The organism is Thermotoga sp. RQ7 (assembly GCF_000832145.1).
Taxonomy (GTDB): domain Bacteria; phylum Thermotogota; class Thermotogae; order Thermotogales; family Thermotogaceae; genus Thermotoga; species Thermotoga neapolitana.
Genome location: NZ_CP007633.1, coordinates 108,789 through 131,466 on the forward strand (window position 1 = coordinate 108,789; position 22,678 = coordinate 131,466).

22 protein-coding genes are annotated in these 22,678 nt (G+C 47.2%); 6 read left to right on the forward strand and 16 right to left on the reverse strand.

What is annotated here, in order from left to right:
* Positions 1–4 precede the first annotated feature (4 nt).
* The 10 genes from TRQ7_RS00585 to TRQ7_RS00630 form a co-directional block, all read right to left on the reverse strand.
* Positions 5–820: a carbohydrate ABC transporter permease gene (locus TRQ7_RS00585; RefSeq protein ID WP_015920179.1), complete on the reverse strand. Its 816-nt coding sequence runs from the start codon at positions 818–820 to the stop codon at positions 5–7.
* Positions 813–1,718: a sugar ABC transporter permease gene (locus TRQ7_RS00590; RefSeq protein WP_038068084.1), complete on the reverse strand. Its 906-nt coding sequence runs from the start codon at positions 1,716–1,718 to the stop codon at positions 813–815. Before TRQ7_RS00590 ends, TRQ7_RS00585 begins: the two co-directional genes overlap by 8 nt.
* A gap of 52 nt (positions 1,719–1,770) precedes the next feature.
* Complete coding sequence (locus TRQ7_RS00595) at positions 1,771–3,030, reverse strand: sugar ABC transporter substrate-binding protein (protein ID WP_041437817.1); 1,260 nt, start codon at positions 3,028–3,030, stop codon at positions 1,771–1,773.
* Positions 3,027–4,427: a glycoside hydrolase family 3 N-terminal domain-containing protein gene (locus tag TRQ7_RS00600; RefSeq protein ID WP_041843756.1), complete on the reverse strand. Its 1,401-nt coding sequence runs from the start codon at positions 4,425–4,427 to the stop codon at positions 3,027–3,029. Before TRQ7_RS00600 ends, TRQ7_RS00595 begins: the two co-directional genes overlap by 4 nt.
* Positions 4,428–4,443: 16 nt before the next feature.
* Positions 4,444–5,493 (reverse strand): ROK family transcriptional regulator, encoded by a 1,050-nt coding sequence (locus TRQ7_RS00605; protein WP_015920184.1) that lies wholly within the window; start codon positions 5,491–5,493, stop codon positions 4,444–4,446.
* Positions 5,494–5,658: 165 nt separating this feature from the next.
* Entirely contained in the window at positions 5,659–6,309 is a 651-nt protein-coding gene (locus TRQ7_RS00610; protein ID WP_038068072.1) for a peroxiredoxin, read from the reverse strand.
* A gap of 186 nt (positions 6,310–6,495) precedes the next feature.
* Positions 6,496–9,693, reverse strand: coding sequence for an O-antigen ligase family protein (locus TRQ7_RS00615; protein ID WP_041843757.1), 3,198 nt, complete (start codon positions 9,691–9,693; stop codon positions 6,496–6,498).
* 16 nt (positions 9,694–9,709) lie between these two features.
* The gene (locus tag TRQ7_RS00620; RefSeq protein ID WP_015920187.1) at positions 9,710–10,633 is read right to left on the reverse strand and encodes an MraY family glycosyltransferase; all 924 of its coding nucleotides are present in this window, start codon (positions 10,631–10,633) and stop codon (positions 9,710–9,712) included.
* Positions 10,634–10,637: 4 nt separating this feature from the next.
* Entirely contained in the window at positions 10,638–11,339 is a 702-nt protein-coding gene (locus TRQ7_RS00625) for a PHP domain-containing protein (protein ID WP_015920188.1), read from the reverse strand.
* Positions 11,336–12,910 carry a CTP synthase gene (locus tag TRQ7_RS00630; protein ID WP_015920189.1) on the reverse strand — a complete coding sequence of 525 codons (1,575 nt, stop codon included), beginning with the start codon at positions 12,908–12,910 and terminating at the stop codon, positions 11,336–11,338. Before TRQ7_RS00630 ends, TRQ7_RS00625 begins: the two co-directional genes overlap by 4 nt.
* A 139-nt stretch (positions 12,911–13,049) precedes the next feature.
* On the opposite strand from TRQ7_RS00630, the gene fabF reads away from it, so the two are divergent.
* From fabF to fabD, 5 genes are read left to right on the forward strand one after another with little or no spacing between them, the layout of a single operon-like run.
* Positions 13,050–14,288: a beta-ketoacyl-ACP synthase II gene (fabF, locus tag TRQ7_RS00635; protein WP_038068074.1), complete on the forward strand. Its 1,239-nt coding sequence runs from the start codon at positions 13,050–13,052 to the stop codon at positions 14,286–14,288.
* Complete coding sequence (fabZ, locus tag TRQ7_RS00640) at positions 14,285–14,698, forward strand: 3-hydroxyacyl-ACP dehydratase FabZ (RefSeq protein WP_015920191.1); 414 nt, start codon at positions 14,285–14,287, stop codon at positions 14,696–14,698. The genes fabF and fabZ overlap by 4 nt, the downstream gene beginning before the upstream one ends.
* Positions 14,695–15,639 (forward strand): enoyl-[acyl-carrier-protein] reductase FabK, encoded by a 945-nt coding sequence (gene fabK / locus TRQ7_RS00645; protein WP_041843758.1) that lies wholly within the window; start codon positions 14,695–14,697, stop codon positions 15,637–15,639. Before fabZ ends, fabK begins: the two co-directional genes overlap by 4 nt.
* Positions 15,636–16,145 (forward strand): biotin transporter BioY, encoded by a 510-nt coding sequence (locus tag TRQ7_RS00650; protein WP_041843759.1) that lies wholly within the window; start codon positions 15,636–15,638, stop codon positions 16,143–16,145. Before fabK ends, TRQ7_RS00650 begins: the two co-directional genes overlap by 4 nt.
* Complete coding sequence (gene fabD, locus TRQ7_RS00655; RefSeq protein ID WP_041843760.1) at positions 16,142–17,023, forward strand: ACP S-malonyltransferase; 882 nt, start codon at positions 16,142–16,144, stop codon at positions 17,021–17,023. The genes TRQ7_RS00650 and fabD overlap by 4 nt, the downstream gene beginning before the upstream one ends.
* Here the strand turns inward: fabD and TRQ7_RS00660 are convergent.
* Both TRQ7_RS00660 and TRQ7_RS00665 read right to left on the reverse strand, forming a co-directional pair.
* On the reverse strand, positions 17,001–17,684 hold the full coding sequence (locus TRQ7_RS00660; protein WP_015920195.1) for a 2-phosphosulfolactate phosphatase family protein: 684 nt from the start codon (positions 17,682–17,684) through the stop codon (positions 17,001–17,003). The two genes, fabD and TRQ7_RS00660, sit on opposite strands and share 23 nt — an antisense overlap.
* Positions 17,678–18,694, reverse strand: a complete 1,017-nt coding sequence (locus tag TRQ7_RS00665) for a DUF1611 domain-containing protein (protein ID WP_041843761.1) — start codon at positions 18,692–18,694, stop codon at positions 17,678–17,680. Before TRQ7_RS00665 ends, TRQ7_RS00660 begins: the two co-directional genes overlap by 7 nt.
* A 47-nt stretch (positions 18,695–18,741) precedes the next feature.
* Between TRQ7_RS00665 and TRQ7_RS00670 the strand changes: the two genes are divergently transcribed.
* Positions 18,742–19,557, forward strand: a complete 816-nt coding sequence (locus TRQ7_RS00670; protein ID WP_041843762.1) for a PfkB family carbohydrate kinase — start codon at positions 18,742–18,744, stop codon at positions 19,555–19,557.
* Here TRQ7_RS00670 and TRQ7_RS00675 read toward each other — a convergent pair.
* From TRQ7_RS00675 to queF, 4 genes are read right to left on the reverse strand one after another with little or no spacing between them, the layout of a single operon-like run.
* Positions 19,471–20,880, reverse strand: coding sequence for a hypothetical protein (locus TRQ7_RS00675; RefSeq protein ID WP_041843763.1), 1,410 nt, complete (start codon positions 20,878–20,880; stop codon positions 19,471–19,473). The genes TRQ7_RS00670 and TRQ7_RS00675 overlap by 87 nt on opposite strands.
* Positions 20,881–20,883: 3 nt before the next feature.
* A complete protein-coding gene (locus TRQ7_RS00680) occupies positions 20,884–21,636 on the reverse strand; it encodes an ABC transporter ATP-binding protein (RefSeq protein ID WP_038068085.1) in 753 nt (250 codons plus the stop codon).
* Between the two features lie 5 nt (positions 21,637–21,641).
* Positions 21,642–22,280 carry a queuosine precursor transporter gene (locus TRQ7_RS00685; protein ID WP_041843764.1) on the reverse strand — a complete coding sequence of 213 codons (639 nt, stop codon included), beginning with the start codon at positions 22,278–22,280 and terminating at the stop codon, positions 21,642–21,644.
* Positions 22,264–22,677: a preQ(1) synthase gene (queF, locus tag TRQ7_RS00690; RefSeq protein WP_015920201.1), complete on the reverse strand. Its 414-nt coding sequence runs from the start codon at positions 22,675–22,677 to the stop codon at positions 22,264–22,266. The genes TRQ7_RS00685 and queF overlap by 17 nt, the downstream gene beginning before the upstream one ends.
* Position 22,678: the final 1 nt, after the last annotated feature.

A 22,678-nucleotide genomic window follows, 5' to 3' on the forward strand; every position in this document is an offset into this window, starting at 1 on the left:
TTCGTCAGTATTTCACACCACCAGCAATAGCGTTTATTATGTACCTCTGTGCGACTAGGAACAGTATTATAACAGGCAGAATAGAGAGAACTATACCAGCTGCTGTGTATCTGAAGTTCACCTGGAAAGTGCTGTTCAAATACACCAGAGCCACAGCAAGTGGATATTTGTTCGAATCAGAAAGTACGATGAGGGGCCACAGAAAGTTGTCCCACCAGGTTATGACCTGAAACACAACTAGCGTGGCTATATCAGGTTTTATCAAAGGAGTTATTATTCGCCACCAAATGTAAAGTTCTCCCGCGCCATCTATTCTTGCAGCATCTTCAAAGCTTTTGGGAATGTTTAGATATGCCTGTCTCATCATGAAGATTCCAAAAATAGTGACGGCCTGGGGAAGAACAACTCCGAGATAGGTGTTCAGCATGCCAAGCTTTCTCAAGGTGAGGTAGTTGACTATCAGCGTGTTCTGAACAGGAATCATCATCGGTAAAAGTACCAGGAAGAGGACAAACTGCTTTCCTTTGAAATCGATTCTTGCAAGGGGATAAGCTACCATCAGGGAAAAGAGCACGTTCAGGAAGGTTCCAAGACCTGCTATTATCAAGGTATTCAGATAATAACCACCCAGATTCACCGTCTTCCAGGCTCCGACATAATTTGAGAAGGTTATCGGGTGTGGAAAAAGATTGGGTGGATACTTATAGACATTACCCCCTGCTTCCAGAGAAGTCTTCGTTATCCAGTAGAAAGGCCAAACAGATAGTAATGCAAAAAACACAAGAATCACGTAAGTTAAAAACTTTCTAAATTCAAGCATAATAGCTTTTAAGACCTCCTTCCCTGAAAATGTAGAAATTCAGAAGTGAGAAGGCGATAACAACAAAACTGAACAGTATCGCCGCCGCGTTTGAATACCCGAACTGAAGGTAACCAAATGCCTTGTTGTATATGAAAAGCCCCATCGTTTCCGTTGCGTGAGCTGGTCCTCCCTTTGTCATCGCATATATCTCACCGAATACGTTCAAAGCCGCTATAGAAGACATCGTTGAACAAAACAGTATGTACGGTTTCAGAAGGGGCATGGTCACTTTGAAAAACACCTGAGATGGCCGGGCTCCATCCACTTTTGCTGCTTCCAGCAACTCCCTGGGTATGCTCTGGAGCCCCGCCAGATATATCACCATGTAGTATCCAAATCCTTTCCACATGGTGACGAACATTATCGCAAAGAGCGCTATATTGGGATCTGAAAGAAAAGAGATTGACTTGTCAGTGATATGCAGGGATCGAAGCAAAAAGTTGATGAACCCTTTTTCTCTGTACATCCACTGCCAAGTGATGGCTGCAATGGTTATAGGCGTAACAACAGGAAGAAATATGAGCGTTCTGAACAGATTCCTTCCTTTTATGGCCTTATCCACCAGAACGGCAAGCAGCATCGAGATGATTTGAAGAGGCGGGACAACCAGTAGATACAATAGACTGTTTTTAAAAGCATTCCAGAAGAGGGGATCTTTCAAAAGTTCAATGTAGTTTCTCAGCCCGATGAATATGGACTCTCCCACCATGTCGTACTGGTAAAAGGATATCTTCACACCGAATATCAACGGGTAATATATAAATAGGATCATGAGAAACGTTGGGATGGTGATGAAGAAGAAAGCCAGAGTCAATTGTCTTTTTCTCAAACTCAGATGGTACTTCCTTCTGGACATCTTCTCTCTCCTTTCGAGATAGGGGGAGGGGGATTTTCCCCTCCCCACATTTTTATTTCGACTGCTGAGACTTCATAAGGTATCTCCAGTATTTTGCTGTTTGTTTCAAGGCTTCTTCAGGTGTTTTCTGGCCCAGGAACACCTGAACAATGGCATCCTTAAGTTTGTCAAAGGCCTCTTTTCTGAACGGTATATCATCGTTGTAGAACGTGATGTACTTGAGATACTTGGCTCCCATGATTCTTGCTTTGGCAGCCAGTGTTCCATCGTCCTCAGAGAACCAGGGATCGTTAACTGCTGCCTTGAGTGTCGGGAATATGGTCACGAGTTTACAGAAAGCGATCTGGTTCTCAAGGTTTGCAACAAAGGCGGCAAATTCCGCTGCTTCTTTCGGATTCTTGGAACCTCTGACAATGTTCAGCGTGGAATACCAGCCACTCATTCTCACACCTGGTTTTGGAGCTGGTACCGGTGCAACGTCGGATTTCTTGTATATCTCGGGAGCGTTCCATTTAACCCTGTCTGCAAACTGAGGCCCTGTGATCAGCATAGCAAGTTCGCCAGCCTGATAGAGTTCTGTTGCCCTGGTCCATTCTCCTCCCTGAACCAGTTCGCTCGGGATGTACTTCATTTTGTAGAGAGTCGCCCATTTGTTCAGAGTGTGTGCATACTCTGGCCTGTCGAAGAGGACTTCCTTTATTCTGTTGTTCTCATCCACGGTGTAGAGGTTCAGCCCGTCCCAGTTGAATATCGCCGATGGATCTTGGAGAATTGTCGGGAGCACACCGTACTTTCCAGTTTTTTCCTTTATCAGCACAGAGTAAAGAAGAATTTCATCCCAGGTCTTCGGTGGGTACTTGGGGTCAAGACCAGCTTTTTCGAATATCTCCTTGTTGTAAAGGATAACATCAACTGCTGTGTACCAGGGTATTCCGTAGATGTGTCCTTTCCACGTAAGACCCTTCATCATGTCGTCGAAGTACTGACTAAGAACTTCTTCAGGAAGCAGTTCGTCGATGGGGAACAGGACTCTTTTCTGGGCAAATTCGATTGTCCACTGGGCGTTCAGGTTAACAACGTCAGGTGGATTTCCGGAGGAGAAAGCCGCCAAGAGCTTCTGCTGTAGAACATCCCATGGAACATCTTCCCACACGATCTCAACATCAGGATGAAGCGCCTCGTACTTGTCAATGATCCCCTGAATGAAGTCTGTGAAGGTTGGCTTCAGTGACATGGTCCAGAAGACGATCTTCGTTTTCGGCAGAGCAATGGTTACAAGAAGGATGAGCAGAACAACCAGAAGCTTCCTCATGAAGAACACCTCCCCAAAAGATGTTGAAAGGATTTATAAACAGAGATGGGTTTTGTCGAATGGGTGATGACAACACTCCTTCCAGGGAAGAATTTCGCATCAAAGGGATTTCTGATGATGAAATAGATGGTTCTATCCGAAGGTAAGCTGAGATGAGCCTGCAACACCTGCTCATTTTTTGAAGCGTTCACCACAAAATCGAAGATCAGTTCCCCATCAACATCGTCAGGACCTGCTTCTATATCGTATCTGATGACGTCTCTCACCTTGAAAAACCTTTTCGCCACCTCCGGTATCAGATCGTAATCGTCACCGGTGGTATCGGCCGGGCTCAGATTTTTGTTCGATGGGACCAGGAGAACAACTTCTCTGCCAAGAAGTTCTTTTCTCATCCGTGTGCACTCTATGGCTCTTTCTGCAACTTCGGCGATCAGTCCAGAGTTGAATTTGTTTTCCAGCGCGCTCAAATACTCGTCAACGATCTTTATGGAGCGCTCCACTTTTTCCCTTTCGATACTTCCGTCCTCGATGAGTTTCTTCAGAGATTCGTAATAAACGGGAAGATCCCTGAAGTTGTCAAGGAGTATCATGTTCCCTCCTGCTTCAATGAAAAACCTCACTGCCTCTTCGACGGAGAAGTTTTCAGATATCGCCTTCATCTCCATCGCATCACTGAGAACAAGGCCCTTGAAGTTCAACTTTTCTCGAAGCACTTCTGTTATCAGTTTTTTCGAAAGAGTCGCTGGAAGATCATCCACAGCAGGATACTTCACATGTGCCGTCATGACAGCCGTTTTCACTCTACTCTGGAAAATCCTTCTGAATGGCAAAAGATCTTCTCTCCACAGCTCCTCGAAAGATGCATTGACGGTCGGAAGAAGATAATGCGAATCATCCGCGGTTTTTCCGTGCCCTGGAAAATGCTTGATACAGGGAATCACTCCTCCTTTGAAATATCCCATGCATGCTTCCATTCCATGGGAAGCTACTACTTCCGGATCTGATCCAAAGCTTCTCAAGTCCACTACAGCAGAGCCTTTTTCTGAAAGCAGATCCAGAACCGGTGCAAAAACCATGTTGAAACCCAGCGTGTTCATAATCCTCCCGGCCATCTCACAGTATCTGCCTGTAAAGACTGGATCAACCTTTCCAGCTGCAAGATTCCCAGGAAAAGAGGGAACGTACTTCAAAACTTCAAGTTGTCCACCTTCGTGATCCGAACTCACGATGAATCTTCCATTTCTGGACAGAAAGTTCATGAAATCAAGGAACAGATACTCCTTTGAAAGAACTCCAGGGTAGATCAGAACGCCGGCCGGTCTGTATTTTTGTATTACCTCCCTTGCTTCCTCGTTGAAGTCATCAAAACCACAGAAAAACAGCTTTCCAAGATCCACATCGATCACTCCCTGTTTACAGTATTTTCCGGGCGAATTCATAGTCTTCCAGTATCTTCTTCCAGAAAGCCCTCGCCGCTCCGACCGCGATTGTCCAGAGCCCTCTGTCATCGAAGAGAATCTCAACGTTGGGAACGTGCCTTTTCTCCAGCCGATTTAGAAGTTTCCCCTTCAGTTCTTCACGAAAAACCGGGGAAAAAAGAACGATGTCTCCCCCGAAAACAACTGTTTCTGGATCGATCAGATATATCACAAAAGAAGCGACTTCTGAAAGCCGAAGGATGAGATGTGAAAGCGATTCGAGAGACATCGTTTCGAGATTGACTTCATCGAGAGTTGAAGAATCGTTCAGAATAGATGGAAGAGTGTTCATTTCAAACTCTCCAGAGGCGCCAGTGCCCCCCTGGTACAATCTTCCTTCCAACCACAGCCCCGCTCCCACACCCACAGATAAATTCAGATAGTATGGAACGGAGAGCAGAAAATAAACCACATTCCTTCTCTGGAGTCCATATCCAACCACCGCCGCATTGGCATCGTTCAAAATGAGAACTTCCAGATTCAGTCTTCTGGAGAGTTCCTCTCCCAGATCGAAGTTTTCTATGTCGAGTGCTGAAGAGAAAATCACCCTGTTGTCTTTTATAATTCCCGGCATTCCAACCGAAACACCAACGACGTTTGAGAATTTCTTTTGAAGAGGCTTCACACAGTTGATCAGAACCGAAGCGATCTCTTCACCACGAAATTCCTCGTGCTTCTCTATCTCCTCAACGACGTTCCCCCTGGCATCCAGCACTGTCACGATCAGCCTGTTCTGTTCCATTCCCACACCGAGGATGAAGAACTTGTTTGGATTTACCGTGTACAGCGTTGTTTTTCTTCCACCCTGAATTCCCGGAGAGACTTCTTCTTTTTTCAGGGCAAAGCCCGACTTCAAAAGGGGTCTGAAGTTTCTGGATACGGTAGAGAGATTGACGGAGAGCTCTTTACTCATTTCTTTCATGGAGATTTTTTCGTTTTCTATCAAAAGTCTGAGGATTCTGTGCTGGGTTGGAGATAGGTTCAAAGATGATCCCTCCCGTAATGCTAGTTGCGTGTTGCAAGCAACTACATAATGTATTTTTAAACAAAACGATATCTTGTGTCAAGTTCCAATTCCATTTTTTTAATATCAGAAAGAAATAACAGGCGGGAAAAACAAAAAAGTGGCTCCCGAAGGAGCCACGCTATTTTATTGAACTTTCCTGTAGCAGAACCACCAATCGTAACACTCGTATTCCTTCGATTCCAGTCTTTTTCTTGCCTCTTCCACACTGGTGGCGGGTGGTACTATCACCGCGTCCTTTATGATGTCGTTCTCTGGCCAGTTGGCAGGTATGGCGACCTTTTTCTCATCAGACACCTGGAATGCCCTTATCACCCTCAGGATCTCGTCGATGTTTCTTCCAACCTCGGGAGGATAGTAAATGATGGCCCTTATGACTCCGTTCGGGTCCACCACGAAGACAGCGCGCACGGTGTTCGTTCCCTTCTTGGGATGGATCAGACCGAGTTTTCTAGAGAGCTCTCCGAGATCGTCTGCTATGATCGGGAACTCGATCTCAACTCCGAGTTTCTCCTTTATCCACTCGACCCACTTGATGTGTGAGAACACCTGATCGATACTCAGTCCTATGAGTTCCGTGTTCAACTTTCTGAACTCGTTGTACCTCTTCTGGAACGCAAAGAACTCAGTGGTACAAACCGGTGTGAAATCCGCTGGATGGCTGAAGAGAACGAACCACTTTCCCCTGTAATCGTCTGGAAGGGTCTTCTTTCCGTGTGTGGTCCTCACTTCCACTCTGGGAAACTCCTCACCGAGCAAAGGAATCCTGCCTTCCATGTTAAGCACCTCCCTGTAAATTTTTAAAATGATTTCAAATTGTCATCCAGATAGTATAATAACCGATCCGTGTTTCCAATAAATTGCGAAAATGTATCAAAAAAGAATGAGTATCAATAAGGTGTGGTGTGAACTTCTTCATTACAGGAGGGCTTTAAAAAAACGAGGAGGTTTCCCTCCCCGGTTTCAGATGGTGTTTTCCAGATCCTTGAGATACTCTTTGAACCTCTCCAGCCATTCAAGGATTTGCTCTTTCGTTTCGAATTTTTCGTCGCTCAAAAGGTTCACACTCCAGTCCTCCAGTATCATCTTCCACTGTTCATCACTAGTTGCACTGTACGCCTTTTCGATGCTTTCAAGGAAGTTTTTCGCATCGTTCAGGATCAGCCTGTAGTGTGCAAGAAATCTCAGGTATCTTTCAAGAACAAGAACCTCCTTGAGACCAATTAGATCGTTGTAGATTCTTGAGATGACTTCATTGATTCTGGAAGATTCCAGATTTCTCTGTTTTAAGTAGTCTCCAAATTCATTCAGCCGTTTCAAAAGGAGTTCTCGCCATGGATTCAGTTTGTAAGTGTAGTTTTTCTCGGTTATGAATTTTCTCATCTCCTCTGCGTTTATAGAGAGCCAGTTCTGGTTCTTGAAGTCTTCGAACAGGTCTTTGAAGATTTCTTCGAAACGAGATGAATACTCCTCTCCAAAGTCGCTTCTGAGGTATTCCTTCAGATCGTTCAATACGCTTTCAAACCTTCTTTCAGCGGCCTTTTCGTACTCTGGAAGTGATTCTTTTGTCCTTCTGTAACTTTCTTCGTAGAGTCTCAGGACATCTTCAAAGACAAAGAGGGCTTCCTGGTGTTCTTTTGAAGACATGTATTCAAACGGCATCGCATGGAGAAAATCCAGCACTCCATCGGGCACTCCCCAGACACCAACTCGGTTCATGTTTTCAACGGCCCAGATCTCTTTTCTTGCAAGGTAAAATAGAAACTCTCTGTTCTTTTCTACGGTCAGAGGCTGCGCTTCAGCGGCCTTCATGGCGAAATACCTGTAGATATCCTGCCCCGCAACGGCCTGTCTGAGATCGTAATGCTTCCAGTCGGAGAACCTGTTCCATGCACCGGGAAGATAATGAATGGTGATCCTGGCGTAGTTTATGAACTCATCGAAGTATCTTACAGCCAATTCGGAAAAGGCTTTTTTCATCAGATCATCCTGAGCCTTTGTAAGTAGAATCTTCATGACCTGATGAAGTCCCACATACCTTGTCGCAAGACCCCTGTAAGTATTTCTTTCGTTGAAGGATTTCAGTGAGGAAAGATACAGAGAAACAGAATCGAGGAAAGCCTGGGCGGTGATCAGGTTGTCTTTTCCCAGAGAATCGATCACGGAAAGATCTTGATCCTTCAGGAACGAAAGATCAGTTTTCCGAGAATCAGAAAAAATCACCTTCTGGTACTCATCGAAGTTCTGGTTGAAAAACCTTTCATAATCTTCCTTTGTGTTCAGCTGGTTTTTCAACTCATCGACTCTGAATTCACCCACCGCAAGGGCAGCAAGATAAAAATAGGACCTTCCGTAAGCCCTGTTGATGTGAACAGACCTCAGAAAGTTCTCCTTCGCCTTTCTATAAAGTTCCACTCTCTGGTTCAGAAGCTGAGTTCGATAGGATGCGATCTTCTGGATGGTGCTCTGTATGTTCTGTCTTTCCTTCTGTATGGTTTCGAGTCTGAGTTTTTCTATCTCCATGTCAGATGGTATCACTGGAAGGTTTTGTTTCATCACGAACTTTTTGAACTCGTCGGGCCTCAGGTAACTGTAGCGGCCCGTGAGTGAATTCAGTTCCTCCAGAGCGTTCTTTGCCTGTTGCTCGTAGCTGTCCAATCTGGAGAGGTCTTCTTCGATTTTTCTGATGGCAAGGTATGCAGCGTTTCCCTGTTTGAAGTACACTTCAGATACGAAGTAGTTCCACTTCAGATACGAAGAAACCACACCGATCAGGATCACAATAGTTCCCAGTGCAACCGCCCATCTTCTCTCAAATCTCATGACCCTTCCACCGTAGAAATAACCACCAACTGCCATTGAGGCTGCAGCGACCACGAGAAATCCGTTCGGGAGAAGATGTGCTGGAAAACTGAAAGCACTGTGCATCATGAAGGTGATAAAAGAACTGGAGAGGGCGAGAAAGAGAAAAAGATCGTCCCTCGTTTCAACTCTCCTCAGTATCCTGAAGAACAGAACACCAAGTGAGAGCGCCAGAAAGACCAGAGAAGCAATTCCCACGATCCCCATCTCTCCTAGAACCTGAAGGTAGTCGTTGTGTGTTCTTTTGAAATTGTTCCAGCCGTACATCAGTTCTGGATGATCCTCTATCACGTCACCCATGTAGTTTATCGTGAGAAGCTGGTACGTTCCGATCCCACTGCCGAATATCCTGTGATCCTTCCACTGATACACGGAAGAAAGCCAGGAAAGAAGACGCTCGTGCCAGGAACTCACTTCCGCTACAGCCTGTATCCTCTCGGCAGGAGAAACCCTTCCGTAGCCGTTCAGAGGAGTCGGTACGTTGTAGAGAACAACAAGAGCGATCACGGCGATCACAACGAACACCGTAAGGGTTCGACTCATATCGGCAACTTCCCTGTCTGCTTTTTCCTGACTCTTTTTTCTTCTAAAAACCATATAGAAGGAAAGGAAGATACCAAAAGACACGATGTTCGCAACATAGAGAGAACGTGTCTGCCCGACAAGAATACCAGAGACCATGAGAAGCGCAGAAACAGAAGCGATCACCTTCACAGCGGATGCTTCTTTCTTTCTGAAATCGTTCGACGCTATGAGGTACAGGGCGAGCGGGAGGTTCAGAGAAAGAAAGTTCGAAACGAAGTTCACGTTTCCTATGGTTGCCTTCACACTCGCCCTTGAAAAGGGATCACCGATCTTTCCAAGGAAGATATCAACGCCACCGTAGAAATTCAAAAGAGCGTCGAAGGCAACAAAACCAGCCAGAGCCACGCTGACTGTGAGAAACCTTTTTATCCTCTCTTTTGTGACGAAGAAGTTCGAAATGAAAATGGAAGTGAAGAACATGAGAAGAACATAAATCGCTATATCGAAGGAATAACGGAAGTAGACAGGATTTTCACGATAGACGTTTATCGTGGAAAGAAGGGCTGAAACCGAGAAGGCAAAGAAAGCCACATGAGCCATATTGAACCTGATCTCCAGTTTCTCTCTTCTCAGGATCTTCAGAAGGCTCATGAAAAAGATGACACTCAAAAACACCGTGATGATGGCGTATTTTGGAACACTGAATTCGTACGTCAACTTTTTCGAAGAAAAAAGAGCCACAACGATGTACATTATGTAGAACAGCACTTCCATGCGCTTTCCCTCCCAATCAGTCGTAATCGAACAGTCTCAAACCCTTTATGATGAGGTAAGAGAAAACACCGGCAATGACAAGAGTCAAGACTCCTGTGAATGCGTTTCCCATCGCCCCAAAACTGAACCCGCACAACAGAGAGTGTATCAAACACATGACAAGCAGTGCTTTTCTGACTCCCAGTCTCCGTGAAAGTTTGTCGTACATGTGGTCTCTGTCTCCGGAAACGATCGATCTTCTGTTTCTGAACCGTCTTATCACACTGGCGAAAAAATCAAGCAGAAATATCCAGAGAGGAAACACGAGTGGTACAAAAGAGTTGAACGAGACGACACGGTTTTGAGAGATGATCATCGTGGAGAGTAGAACGGCCAGGAGATAACTTCCAGCATCTCCCATGAAGACCCTTGCCGGTGGAAAGTTGAAGACAAGATATCCCAGCGAAACACCAAGAAGCGCCAGCGAGAGATCCTGAAAGAAAGTCCCCTTGACCAGAAAGAAGAAAAAGAGAGAAGAAATGGCCACAAGACTTCCACAGAGCCCATCCATTCCATCCATCATGTTCACAGCGTTCATCAGGATCACAACGAAAAAAACCCAGAGGATCGGATACCAGACGTTGTGGAATCCCACGTACCTCCAGACCAGAATCAGAGAAATTCCAAACTCCACAACGAGTCTGAAAAAAGGAGACAGCGAAAACAGGTCATCCAGCAAACCAAGTGTGAGAGCAAGAGACGATGTTAAAAGAACAGCCGTATCTTTCCACAAAAACGGCAGAACACCGGCGAATATACCGAGCCCCCCAAGATAGGGAATCTCTCTTCCGTGGGGTTTCAACAACCCATCTGGTCTGTCCACGATGTTGAGTTTCTTTGCGAGTTTTCCGAAAAACCAGACCCCAAACATCCCCAGAAGAAAACTCAGAACAAAGGGCATTCCTTCACCTCAGTTTTTTGGTGAAAAGTTTTTTCCCTTCAACGACAACGTATTCGAAGTTGAACCTTCTCAATTTTGACATGACCTCCTCGATTCCCCGGCCTATGTGCTGTACTTCATGGGCATCCGAACCGATCGTGATGAATCTTCCCCCAAGATCCCAGTACATCTCCAGTATCCAGTAGTCAGGATTGGGCTTTCCGTGTTTGAAAAGCCCCGCGGTGTTCACCTCGAGGATCTTTTCACGGGCTACAAGAAACCTCAGGATCTTCTCTATCAGATCTCTGTTTGCTTTGAAATCGGCATTTGCATACCTTGCAGGATAGTCAAGGTGTGCCAGCGTGTGAAATTCCACCCTTTCCATAACGTAAAGCGTTCTTTCGAGGTAGTCCCTTGCCAGTTCATCTGGCGGAAGGTTCTCATCGTACCTGTGCACTCCAAGAAGCAGGTAATCGAATCCTTCCGGAAAGATTGCTTCTTTCACACCGTCCCAGCTGATCTCTGCTCCTCTTGGAAGATCGAATTTGTCCATGGTGAGGAAGTACTCTTCCACGTTGAAATCGTGAACGAGTTTTCCGTTTTCGTACTCGTAGTGATCTGTGATGCAGAAATGATTTATTCCGAGCTTTTGCACCTGAGCGATGATGTCTTCCACTTCTGCCTTTCCATCGTAGGAGAACGTGGAGTGAAGGTGCATATCTATCATTGCAATCCCTCCAGGACCTTCTTAAGGTGAACAAAGATCGGATGAGGTGCTCCCACCTTGCTCTTGTACTCCGGATGGTACTGAACACCTATGAAGAAGGGGTGATCCTCTATTTCCACGGCTTCGATGAACTCCGACTTTGCAGAAACAACGAGTCTGTATCCCTCCTCACCGGGTTTCTTGAAGATTTCTGGAAAGGCCTCTTCGTTTGCTTCGTATCTGTGTCTGTGCCTTTCGTAAACTTCTTCTGCTCCACCGTATATCTCATGCAGTTTTGTACCTGGAAAGATCTTCACCTTCTGTGCGCCAAGCCTCATCGTACCACCGAGTTTCAGAATTCTTTTTTGTTCCTCCATCAAGTCCACGACAGGATATGGGGTTTTTGGATCGAACTCTGTGGAATTCGCCTCTTTGTATCCGAGAACGTTTCTTGCGAACTCAATGATCATGAGTTGCATGCCAAGGCATATGCCGAGGATGGGTTTCTTATTTTCTCTGGCGTACTTTATGGCCTTTATCTTCCCCTCGATTCCTCTTCTCCCAAACCCTCCTGGAATGATCAGGGCATCGTACTCGTCCAGAACTTTTGCTACCTCTTCTTCACTCATCTCCTCCAGCATCTGACTGTCCACCACGGTTGGCTTTTCCACACCCGTCAAGAACACAGATTCTATGATGCTCTTGTAGGCATCGTCTGTTCCAAGGTATTTCCCCACCAGTGCTATCCTGTAAGGTTTGAAAGCCTTCGGATAGGACCAGTTGAACCCAGTGTCCTTCAGATCGAGTTTCAACTTGGAAGAGATCTTTTCATGCAGTCCCATGTCTCTCAGTATCTCCGGGACTTCGTAAACGTTCTTCGTGTCGGGAAGGTTTATCACGAATTCTCTGGGAACACCCGAAAAGAGGGCAACCTTGTTCATACTGGGAACGTCGAGGGGGAACTCACTCCTCACGATGATCATGTCAGGAGTGATTCCGATCCTTCTGAGAAGTTGAACCGACTGCTGCGTTGGTTTGGTTTTGAACTCGTTCGTGGTTCGAAGGTAAGGAACGTACGTAACATGGGCAAAGAGGAAGTTTTCTCTTCCTTCTTCCATCTGCAGCTCTCTGACTGCTTCCAGAAAGACCTCACCTTCGATGTCACCGACGGTACCTCCGATCTCAACCACAAGGAGTTCTGCCTCGAGAGACCTTATTCTGTCCTTTATCTCCTCTGTGAGATGGGGAACGATCTGGACGGTGTTTCCGAGGTATTTTCCCTGCCTTTCCTTTTCTATAACCCGAAGGTAGACCTGACCTGCCGTCATGTTGTTGTGGCGGGTCATGTCTCTTCCGAGGAAACGCTCGTAGTGACCGAGATCCAGATCCGCTTCGTAACCGTCTTCGGTGACGAAGACCTCACCATGCTGGTTCGGGTTCATGGTTCCTGCGTCCACGTTCAGGTATGGATCGATTTTCAGCACGTTCACATCGACACCGTATTCTTTCATGAGTCTTGCCAGAGAAGCGGAGAATATACCCTTTCCTATACCACTGAGAACTCCTCCGGTCACAATAACGTACTTCTTCATCCCATTCCCTCCTTCTTCAGATATGTTATCACCTGAGAAGTAAATTTATTGTTTCTTTCTCATGATCGAGGCCAGAGATTGAAACTTCCTGTGAGATTATGATATAATCATGCCAGATTTTTTGTCGGGAGGTGGTATTTTGAGACGGGTGGTCATAACGGGAATGGGCATCGTAAGTCCTTTTGGTGTTGGGAAAGAAAAGAATCTGGAAGGTCTTAGAGAAACCAAAGTAACGATAGATCGAATATCTTCTTTTGATGCTTCTAACTTACCTGTTCAAATCGCAGCAGAGGTTAGAGATTTCAAACCGGAAGAGTACATAAATCCAAAACTCGTGAAGAGAACAGATCGGTTCGTTCACTTCGCTCTCGTCAGCACCAAAGAAGCGGTGGAAGAGGCAGGGATAAATTTCGAGCAGTTTTCGGAAAGAACAGCAACGATCATAGGATCCGGAATGGGAGGATTCCTGACACTCGACAGCGAAAACAACAAGTTCCTCTCTCAGGGGCCCAACAGGGTGAGTCCGTTCCTGATACCGATGATTCTCATCGATATGGCGTCCGGTGTCGTTGCAATGGAGTACGGTCTGAAAGGACCGAACTTTTCTTCTGTGAGTGCCTGTGCTTCTTCTCTGCACGCGGTGGCACTCGGTACTCTTCTGATAAGGCATGGATACGCAGACGTGGCCGTTGTTGGAGGAACGGAAGCAACGATAGCACCCCTGCCGATCACCGGGTTTGCGAACATGAGGGCGCTCTCAAGAAGAAATGACGACCCCAAACGAGCTTCCCGTCCGTTCGACAGAGACAGAGACGGCTTTGTCATGGGAGAGGGTGGAGCGATCCTCGTTCTTGAAGCGGAAGAGGTCGCAAAATCAAGGGGTGCGAAGATCATAGCGGAGATAAAGGGAGTTGGCATGACGGACGATGCATACCACTTCAGCGCACCGGATCCAGAGGGCAGAGGAGCGGCAGAAGCGATGAAACTGGCTCTGAAAGAATCTGGCCTCTCTGTTGAGGACATAGATTACGTGAACTGCCACGCCACAAGCACACCCGCCGGCGATGAGGCAGAACTCAAGGCTATAAAGAAGGTGCTGGGAGAACACGCAAAGAACGTGGCCATAAACTCCTCTAAGGCCCTGATAGGACATCTTCTCGGTGCCGCTGGTGCCGCAGAACTCGTCCTTTCGATTCTTCAGATGCAGCATTCCTTTGTGCACGGAATGCCAAACCTCGACAACCCAACGGAAGAGGCAGAAGGAACAGGTCTTGTTGGAAAAGAGCCGATCCAGAAAGAGATCAGAAACTTCATTAAGAACTCCTTCGGATTCGGTGGGCACAACGTTTCGGTCGTTGTGGGGAGGTATGAACCATGAACATAGATTACGTGAGGTCGATCCTTCCACACAGGTATCCTTTCCTTCTGGTGGACGGTGTGATAGAAGAATCCGAAGACAGGATCGTCGCTTTCAAGAACATCAGCATTTCTGATCCCGTCTTTCAGGGTCATTTCCCGGAGTATCCCATATACCCGGGTGTGCTCATCATCGAGGGGCTCGCCCAGACTGCCGGTATTCTTCTTTTGAAAGATCTTGAGGGAATACCTCTCTTTCTCGGAATAGACGAGGCACGTTTTAAAAAGGAAGTGCGACCAGGAGACAAATTGATCTACGAGGTGAAAAAGATAGGTGAAAAACTCGGCACGGTTCAGGTGGAAGGTGTGGCAAAGGTTGAAAACACCATCGTGGCGAAAGCCAAACTTCTACTGGGGGTGAAGAAGAAATGAATCTGAAAACCAGGGTCACAGAACTTCTCGGAATAGAGTATCCCATACTCATGGGGGGAATGGCCTGGGCGGGAACCCCTGTTCTCGCCGCCGCTGTCTCCGAAGCGGGGGGACTTGGAATCATCGGATCCGGTGCCATGAAACCTGACGATCTGAGGAGAGCCATTTCTGACCTCAGAAAGAGAACGAGCAGACCGTTCGGTGTGAACGTGATCCTTGTTTCACCCTGGGCAGACGATCTCGTCAGGGTCTGTGTGGAAGAGAAGGTGCCTGTGATCACCTTCGGGGCAGGAAATCCCACAAAGTACATAAAAGAATTGAAAGAAAATGGTATAAAAGTCATTCCCGTTGTGGCTTCAGATTCCCTCGCGAGAATGGTTGAAAGGGCAGGAGCAGACGCCGTGATAGCAGAGGGAATGGAATCCGGTGGCCACATAGGAGAGGTCACCACCTTCGTTCTCGTGAACAAGGTCTCAAGAAGTGTGGATATTCCCGTGATCGCTGCGGGTGGAATAGCAGACGGCAGGGGTATGGCTGCTGCCTTTGCCCTCGGAGCAGAAGCGATACAGATGGGAACAAGGTTCGTGGCGAGTGTGGAAAGCGATGTTCACCCCGTCTACAAAGAAAAGATCGTCAAGGCCTCTATAAGAGACACCATTGTGACCGGTGCCAAACTTGGGCATCCCGCACGCGTTCTCAGAACGCCATTTGCAAGGAAGATTCAGGAAATGGAGTTCGAAAATCCGATGCAGGCAGAAGAGATGCTGGTGGGGAGTCTGAGGAGAGCCGTTGTGGAGGGAGACCTTGAGAGAGGTTCTTTCATGATGGGACAGAGTGCCGGACTGATCGACGAAATAAAACCTGTGAAGCAGATCATAGAAGACATCATGAACGAGTTCGTGGAGACGGTGAAGAAACTGAGGAGGTACGTCGAAGAATGAAACAGCTTGTGAAGGCCGGTACTTTCACAGCCCTCATCGTGGTGGGAGCATGGATTTCGATTCCGATCGGTCCTGTTCCCTTCACTCTTCAGGTGTTCTTCGTTTTCCTAGCCGCTTACATGCTCGGGAAAAAATACGGTACACTATCGATTGCAACGTATGTGTTACTCGGTGCCATTGGCCTTCCTGTCTTTGCGAACTTCAAAGGTGGAGCGCATGTTCTCATCGGTCCCACCGGTGGGTACCTCTTCGGTTTCATTCTAGGAGGATTTGTGATCGGACTTCTTTCTGAGAAGAGAGAAAACTTCGTGTGGTATCTCGTTTCTGGTCTTTCGGGTCTTGGAATCATATACTTGCTTGGTGTGTTCGTTTTGAACTTTTACGTTCACGATATCAAAAAAGCAGTGGCACTCGGCTTTGCTCCGTTCGTCTGGTTCGATCTGATAAAACTGATCGTTGCCGCCGCCATAGCCCTCAGGTTGAAAAAACTGGAGGTGAAACGGTGAGGGCGTTCGTCTTTCCCGGACAGGGATCTCAATACTCCGGAATGGCGAAGGATTTCTCCGTGTACGAATCTTCAAAGGACATATTCGAAAGGGCGAGAAAGGTTCTGGGATTCGACATCACAGAGATCATGAACGGTGATGAAGAGACCCTGAAACTCACGGAGAACGCTCAACCCTCCATCTACATAACGAGTTACATCGCTTACCTCGAACTGGAAAAAAAGGGTATCCTTCCGGACGTTGTAGCAGGTCACAGCCTTGGGGAGTACACCGCGCTGGCTGTGGCTGGTGTGTACGATTTCGAGACAGGGCTTTACCTTGTGAGAAAAAGAGGAGAGTACATGTCGAAAGCCCTCGAACCTGGGAAGGGGACCATGGCAGCCGTTATAGGACTCGACATCGAACAGATAGAGGAAGTGGTAAATTCGATAGATGGAGTGTACATAGCAAACTACAACTCGCACGATCAAGTGGTGATCAGCGGTCTGAAAGAATCCGTTGAAAAGGCAATGGACATCCTGAAAGAAAAGGGTGCGCGCCGCGTTGTGGAACTGATGGTTTCAAGTCCTTTCCACACACCGTTTCTGGAGTACGCCAGAGAGAAAATGAAGGAAGAGGTGGAAAAGATAGAATTCAAAAAACCGAAATGGCCCATAGTGATGAACTCCACTGCAAAACCGACAGAAAACCCGGAAGAGATAAAAAAGAACGTGATCGAGCAGATCACAGGGCCTGTCCTCTGGAAACAATCGGTGGACACGATGAAAAAAATGGGTGTGGAAGAATTCGTGGAAGTGGGTCCAAAGACCGTTCTGAAAAACCTCTGCAGGAAGATGGGAGTGAAAGCGCTCCACTTCACCGAGCTTCTTTCAGAGTAAAAGCACCGTTTACAAGAACGGGAACTTCATGGAAAAGGTCTTCTGTCGTGCAGAAATCAACATCCTTTTCAAATCCAAGAGATATCAACCTTTTCGCATGGGAGGAGAATCTCTTGATCTCCTCCCTTATGTTCTGCACAGATTCGAAGTATCTCATCACCACGAGTGCACCGTCCAGAAGATCTTCCCTTTTCATTCTTTTCACGATCATTCCAGCAAGTAAAAAGTCTTCCAGGGAAAAATCTCCACTGGTTCCGGCACAGACGATGGTGATGTTCTCTTTCTCCTTCAGATATTCAACGACCGCAGAAACGTTCAGAAAAGAGGCTGCGATGACGCTGTCACCCTCTACCCTCTCGATCACCTGAGTGCCGTTCGTCGTTGTGAGAACGATCGTTTTCCCAAGGACCAGTTCGCTTTTGTACTCAAGAGGAGAGTTTCCAAGGTCGAAACCTTCTATCTTCTTCGCATTTCTTTCTCCACACACAAGAACATCCCTTTCTTTCCTCTTCAGCGCTTCCTCCACTGTTTTTACAGGGATAACTTCCTTTGCACCGTTCGCAAGCGCTGTGACAATGGTACTGGTGGCCCTCAGAACGTCCACAACGACCACCGTTTCATCTTTCACTACAGAGCATGGAACCATTACAACGTTCACCATTCGACCACCCTCTTCAACATCTCGTCGAGATCTTCCGGATAGAACGGGTTGTAGACTGGAAGGCTTGTTTCGAAGGTCCCGTTCAGGCACACTCCACCGATCACCTTTGCATCTGAGAGTGTTTCGATGAGTCTTCTTTCCTCTTCAAAATCGGGTTTCTTTGGTATCTTCGGGAAAGATTCAAAGTGTTTTCTGGATGGATCGTGCACCAGAAAGACAACATCGGGGTTGCAACCATACAGGAGTCCCAGGGTGACCTGACCGTACGCGGGATGCCTCAGTGCTCCCTGCCCTTCAACAAACACAATCTCCTTCCCAATCTTTTCGAGCTCCAGGATGGTCTTCTCCACCACACCAGAGACAAAATCGGCGGGAATAGCGTCTACAACGTACCCCGCGTCCGCGCCTATCAAAATACCGGTCTGACCTGTGGCCATGAAGGCCGCTTTTATTCCTTTCTGAAGCGCCCTCTCCCACAGCTGAACGGCAGTTGTCCTCTTCCCTACAACACAATCCGTTCCGAAGACACCGGCGACCTTTATTCCCTTCCGATATACGTCACCGGAGAAGACTCTCAGATCTGCCGGTGGAACACGAACGTCCACGATTTTCGCTCCGCTTTCCTGGGCCAGTTTCAGAAACTCTGTTTGCTGGGAGATCTTGAAATGAAGCCCGGATATAACGTCAAAACCGTTCGATAGAGCATCTTTCACAAGCTGGGCTATCTTTTCTTCAAGGTAACCTCCCGGGTTGGACACTCCGACGATCACAACCTTTGCACCGAACTCTTTGATCTTTTCTATCGAAGAAACCACGGGAACATCGAAGCGAACTGGCTGAACAAAGTCGCTTGCCTTCTTTCCTTCGTGCTCTGCGACGACACACACCGGTTTGAAGAGCTTGCTGTGTCTGAGAAGGCCATACGTGGTTTTTGCATGGGGTGTTCCCAGCTGTCCCCAAGCTATTATCGCGGCGGGTGTTCCCGGCTGATATAATTTCCAGAGATTCATCGTTTTCCCTCCGTTTTTTTGAAATTCTATCACGGGAGGGGTCTTCGTTGAAGATAGCGATCTTCGGTGGCACTTTCTGGGACATCTTCCTGTTCGGAGAAGATCCACACAAGACAATCATCAGGGAATCTCCAGGTGGGTCAGGCCTTAACGTGGCGTACGGCCTTTTTCTTCTTGGATACAAAGTCGATTTCTACTCCAACGTTGGAGAGGACTTTCGAGGAAAACACCTGATGGACGAACTTAAAAGATCGGACTTCGATGTTTCCCATATGTCGATTCTTCATGGAAAAACAGGACTGTTCATAGCCCGCAATGGAAGACCTCTTGCCGTTGAGATCGGTGTGAACAGAGAAAACATCGCCGTTCCACCTGTGATGAACGATTATGACCTCGTTTTTGCAACGGGGGAGGTTCCGGAAAAGACCTTGAAAGTCGTGTGTGAAAGATCACAAAATGTGGTGATCGACATCGGTCCCAGAGCAAAGATCGACACCAGTGGTTTGAAGGCACTCATCATAGGAAACGAGAAAGAATGTTCAAGAACCAGATGTGATGTGGTGAAAATGGGGCCAGAGGGTGCAAGATGGGGCGATATCCATGTTCCAGGAAACGGGAAGTCGTTTTTTTATCCGATCGGTCTTGGAGATCTGTTCGATGTTGTGCTGATTCACGAGCTTCTGAAAGGAAGATCTCGCAGAGAAGCCCTAGAAAAAGCGGTGGAATGTTCACAGATTCTTGGTCAGGAAGGTCCGGTGACACCTTTTGAAAGGATCTCACGTCTCAAATCTTTCTACACGAGCCACAAAACGCTTGAAAATTGCGGCAAATCCACCGATACTTCCCACAACAACGGATATTAAAGCCAGTGCGAAGAGAAGATGCGACCCGAGTGAAAGAACGTATCCGAGAGCGGCCACCACCCCGAGGGCAAGAAGCTGTACCAGAAGAACCACCGGCGTGGAAAAGACCTTCGCAGGGTTTGCAAGTTGGTCCGCTTTCTCCCACTTTGAGAGAAAAAGCCCAACTACTGAGACAAAAAAGTAAAGACTCAAACACACGGGAATGAAAGAAAGGTAGAGAAATTGCCTCTGGTAGAAGACCAGAAAGATCACGTAACCTGAAACAACCGCGGTGTTCAGAAAGGATGGAACGAGCACCTTTGAAAGAACGACATCTTTCAACCTGACGGGAAAGATCCTGGGAAGTGGCCAGACTTCCAGTTCTTTCCTCCAGAGCATCGCCGTCATCGTCGCGTTGTAGAGAGCAGAGATACCAACTGCAAAGATCAATCCGAAATCTGCACTTCCCACGATCGTCATCAGAACTCCAAAGCCCACCGGATAGAAAAGAAAATAAACCATCCTTTCTTCACGAAAAAGGGTGATGAAGTCCTTCTTGAAGAATCCCTTTCCCAGGAACCTTTTCTTTCCCAGTTCTTCTTTTTTCTCGTGTACAACGGGCTCAAAGGCAGCCTTCCGTGATGCCAGATAGAAGAGCAAAAAGGAAAGGACCGCAAGCAGAGTCTCGTGGATCAGGAAGATGGGCCTGACATGTGAAAGAACAGGATAAGAAAGAACGTTCCACTTTGAAACGAAAAATCTTCCTGCCACGATGGCAAAGTCTGGAACGTTCACGATCACAAGAAACCCGAAGACGGCAAGAAGCTGTACCACAGAAGAGAGCCGGCGTGCTGCCGACCGATTCAGTACCCTCCCAAAAGCTATCGACAGAGCAGATCCCAGAAAAACAAGGAAGAAAAGATGCAAAATCCCAGACAGTACCGGAACGGGATCTCTGGTGAGAAAAGAGAGCATCAGAAGGTTCAGAAACATCGTTATCAAAACAAAGGCCTGGTAAAAGAGAGACATCAACATCTGATAGATGACCACCGTACTTCTTCTGATCGGCAGGGTGAGGAGAAATTCGATCTCTTCCTCCAGAACAAGAGAATGAGAAAGATAGAAAGAAATCCCAAGTAGAAACATCATAGAAAACAGGGTGGTCGAAAACGTCAGAGAAGCAACAAAAACTTCCTCTCCGAACCTGTTCAGCAGTTCTTCAAAGGTCTTTCCCATGAGAGAGTAAAAGAGCACACCCATCATCAGTGCGGTGAAGAGCACCGCGTACAGTCCTTTCTTTCCCTGTGGATTTGCGTACTTCATGAGCACAAAGAGTTCTCTCATACCTCACAACTCCCTGATGATCTCTTCTATTTCCTCGTTTTCCGCCGTGAGTTGAAGGAAGAGGTCCTCCAGTGAAGCTTTCTCCTGACCGGAGAGTTTTCTGAGCTCTTCCATGGTTCCCTCCGCTATGAGTCTTCCTTTATTTATGATGCCGATCCTGTCGCACATCTTCTCCGCGATCTCCAGGATGTGCGTGGTGAGGAATATCGTGGCACCTTCGTCTGCGTACTTTCTCAGGAGAAGTTTCAGAATTTTGGCACTCTTTGCATCGAGACCCACCGTGGGTTCATCCAGAAAGATCACCCTGGGCCTTCTCATGAAGACACTGACCAGCATGAGCTTCTGTTTCATTCCGTGCGACATCTCACCCACTCTCTTTCCCAGGTAATCCACCTTGAAAGCCTCGCAGAGCTCCGCTATCCTTTTGCTCACCTCTTTTTCGTTGAGGCCGTATATTTCCACGATGAAATCCAGAAATTCCTTCCCCGTCAGGTGAGTGTAGATCTTCGGCTCATCCGGAACGACTCCGATGTTCTTTTTTATCTCCATCTCGTGTGTCTTCATGTTCATTCCGAGGATTTCTATCTCACCCTCAGTTGGCTTCAAAACACCTGTGAGCATCCTTATGGTGGTCGTTTTCCCGGCACCGTTTGGTCCCAGAAAGCCGTATATCTCACCAGGTCTCACCACAAGATCAACATGATCGACAGCGACAAAATCTCCGAACTTTCTCGTTAGTCCCCTCGCGACTATCAAAGGTATCAGCTCCCTTCTTTCACAACCCATCTACCGCTCACGAGTTTCACTCCCAGATAGACGAAGGGAGTGTCGATCGCGGCGATGATCAGTTTCACTGCGTACTGAGAGAAGACCATCTGGGAGAGTGCAGTTCCAGGAACCGTTCCAGCAAAGGCCACGGTGATGAACACGAGGGTATCTATGAACTGGGAGACCATCGTGGAAAGATTGTTTCTGAGCCACAGATGTGATCCCCCTGTGATCCTCTTCCAAAAGTGAAAGGCCCAGACATCGTGGGACTGAGAGAGAACGTACGCGAGGATACTCGCAAGAACAATCCTTGGTGTGGCACCGAACACTTTCACGAACGCTTCGTTCCCTTCGAAGATGGAGGCGGGAGGATAGAGAGCGGCGATCTGCGAGTAGATTACGAGTATGAGAGAGGTGAAAAAGCCGGTCCACACCACCTTCTGCGCGGTTCTTTTCCCGTAAACCTCCGACACGATGTCCGTTACAGCAAACGTGATGGGATAACACAGAACCGCCACAGGAACAAGGAATGGACCTATGTTCACAAGTTTTCCCGCGATCACGTTCGAAATGGTCAGAGCAGAAACGAATATTCCTGTCAGGAGTATTAGTCTCTCATTCAGCTTTTCCATTTTCTCTTCCCTCCAGTGAACCTATCTGCGTTGTTGTCTTTATCCCGCCTCTTATGTTGTATATCACGGTGACTCTCAGACGGTCCGTTTTCAAGAGGTTCTTCAGGTCTTCGTATATTCTCTTCGTTGCCTCTTCCTGGTATATTCCTACGTTTCTGAAACTGACAAAATAGTACTTCAGGGACTTGAGTTCAACGATCTTCCCGCCGTCGGGATAGTATTCTATGATCACTTTGCCTATGTCTGGAAGTCCAGAAAAAGGACACACGGCGGAGAACTCTTCGGTTTCGATTCTGATGTACTCTTCTTTCCCATCGAAATCTATGGCCTCCAGAAAGTCCGTTCTTATCGCATCGTGCCCTTTGAAGTCGAAGATTCTGCCTTCTGCCTTTGGCATG

What these genes read in the sequence shown, in the direction of transcription:
- TRQ7_RS00665 (WP_041843761.1), bottom strand. Translation starts at nt 18,694, where the DNA reads ATGAATCTCTGGAAATTATATCAGCCGGGAACACCCGCCGCGATAATA.
- queF (WP_015920201.1), bottom strand. Translation starts at nt 22,677, where the DNA reads ATGCCAAAGGCAGAAGGCAGAATCTTCGACTTCAAAGGGCACGATGCG.
- TRQ7_RS00650 (WP_041843759.1), top strand. Translation starts at nt 15,636, where the DNA reads ATGAAACAGCTTGTGAAGGCCGGTACTTTCACAGCCCTCATCGTGGTG.
- TRQ7_RS00675 (WP_041843763.1), bottom strand. Translation starts at nt 20,880, where the DNA reads ATGAGAGAACTCTTTGTGCTCATGAAGTACGCAAATCCACAGGGAAAG.
- TRQ7_RS00610 (WP_038068072.1), bottom strand. Translation starts at nt 6,309, where the DNA reads ATGGAAGGCAGGATTCCTTTGCTCGGTGAGGAGTTTCCCAGAGTGGAA.
- TRQ7_RS00615 (WP_041843757.1), bottom strand. Translation starts at nt 9,693, where the DNA reads ATGGAAGTGCTGTTCTACATAATGTACATCGTTGTGGCTCTTTTTTCT.
- TRQ7_RS00625 (WP_015920188.1), bottom strand. Translation starts at nt 11,339, where the DNA reads ATGATAGATATGCACCTTCACTCCACGTTCTCCTACGATGGAAAGGCA.
- TRQ7_RS00590 (WP_038068084.1), bottom strand. Translation starts at nt 1,718, where the DNA reads ATGTCCAGAAGGAAGTACCATCTGAGTTTGAGAAAAAGACAATTGACT.
- TRQ7_RS00630 (WP_015920189.1), bottom strand. Translation starts at nt 12,910, where the DNA reads ATGAAGAAGTACGTTATTGTGACCGGAGGAGTTCTCAGTGGTATAGGA.
- TRQ7_RS00620 (WP_015920187.1), bottom strand. Translation starts at nt 10,633, where the DNA reads ATGCCCTTTGTTCTGAGTTTTCTTCTGGGGATGTTTGGGGTCTGGTTT.
- fabK (WP_041843758.1), top strand. Translation starts at nt 14,695, where the DNA reads ATGAATCTGAAAACCAGGGTCACAGAACTTCTCGGAATAGAGTATCCC.
- TRQ7_RS00660 (WP_015920195.1), bottom strand. Translation starts at nt 17,684, where the DNA reads ATGGTGAACGTTGTAATGGTTCCATGCTCTGTAGTGAAAGATGAAACG.
- fabZ (WP_015920191.1), top strand. Translation starts at nt 14,285, where the DNA reads ATGAACATAGATTACGTGAGGTCGATCCTTCCACACAGGTATCCTTTC.
- TRQ7_RS00685 (WP_041843764.1), bottom strand. Translation starts at nt 22,280, where the DNA reads ATGGAAAAGCTGAATGAGAGACTAATACTCCTGACAGGAATATTCGTT.
- TRQ7_RS00585 (WP_015920179.1), bottom strand. Translation starts at nt 820, where the DNA reads ATGCTTGAATTTAGAAAGTTTTTAACTTACGTGATTCTTGTGTTTTTT.
- TRQ7_RS00595 (WP_041437817.1), bottom strand. Translation starts at nt 3,030, where the DNA reads ATGAGGAAGCTTCTGGTTGTTCTGCTCATCCTTCTTGTAACCATTGCT.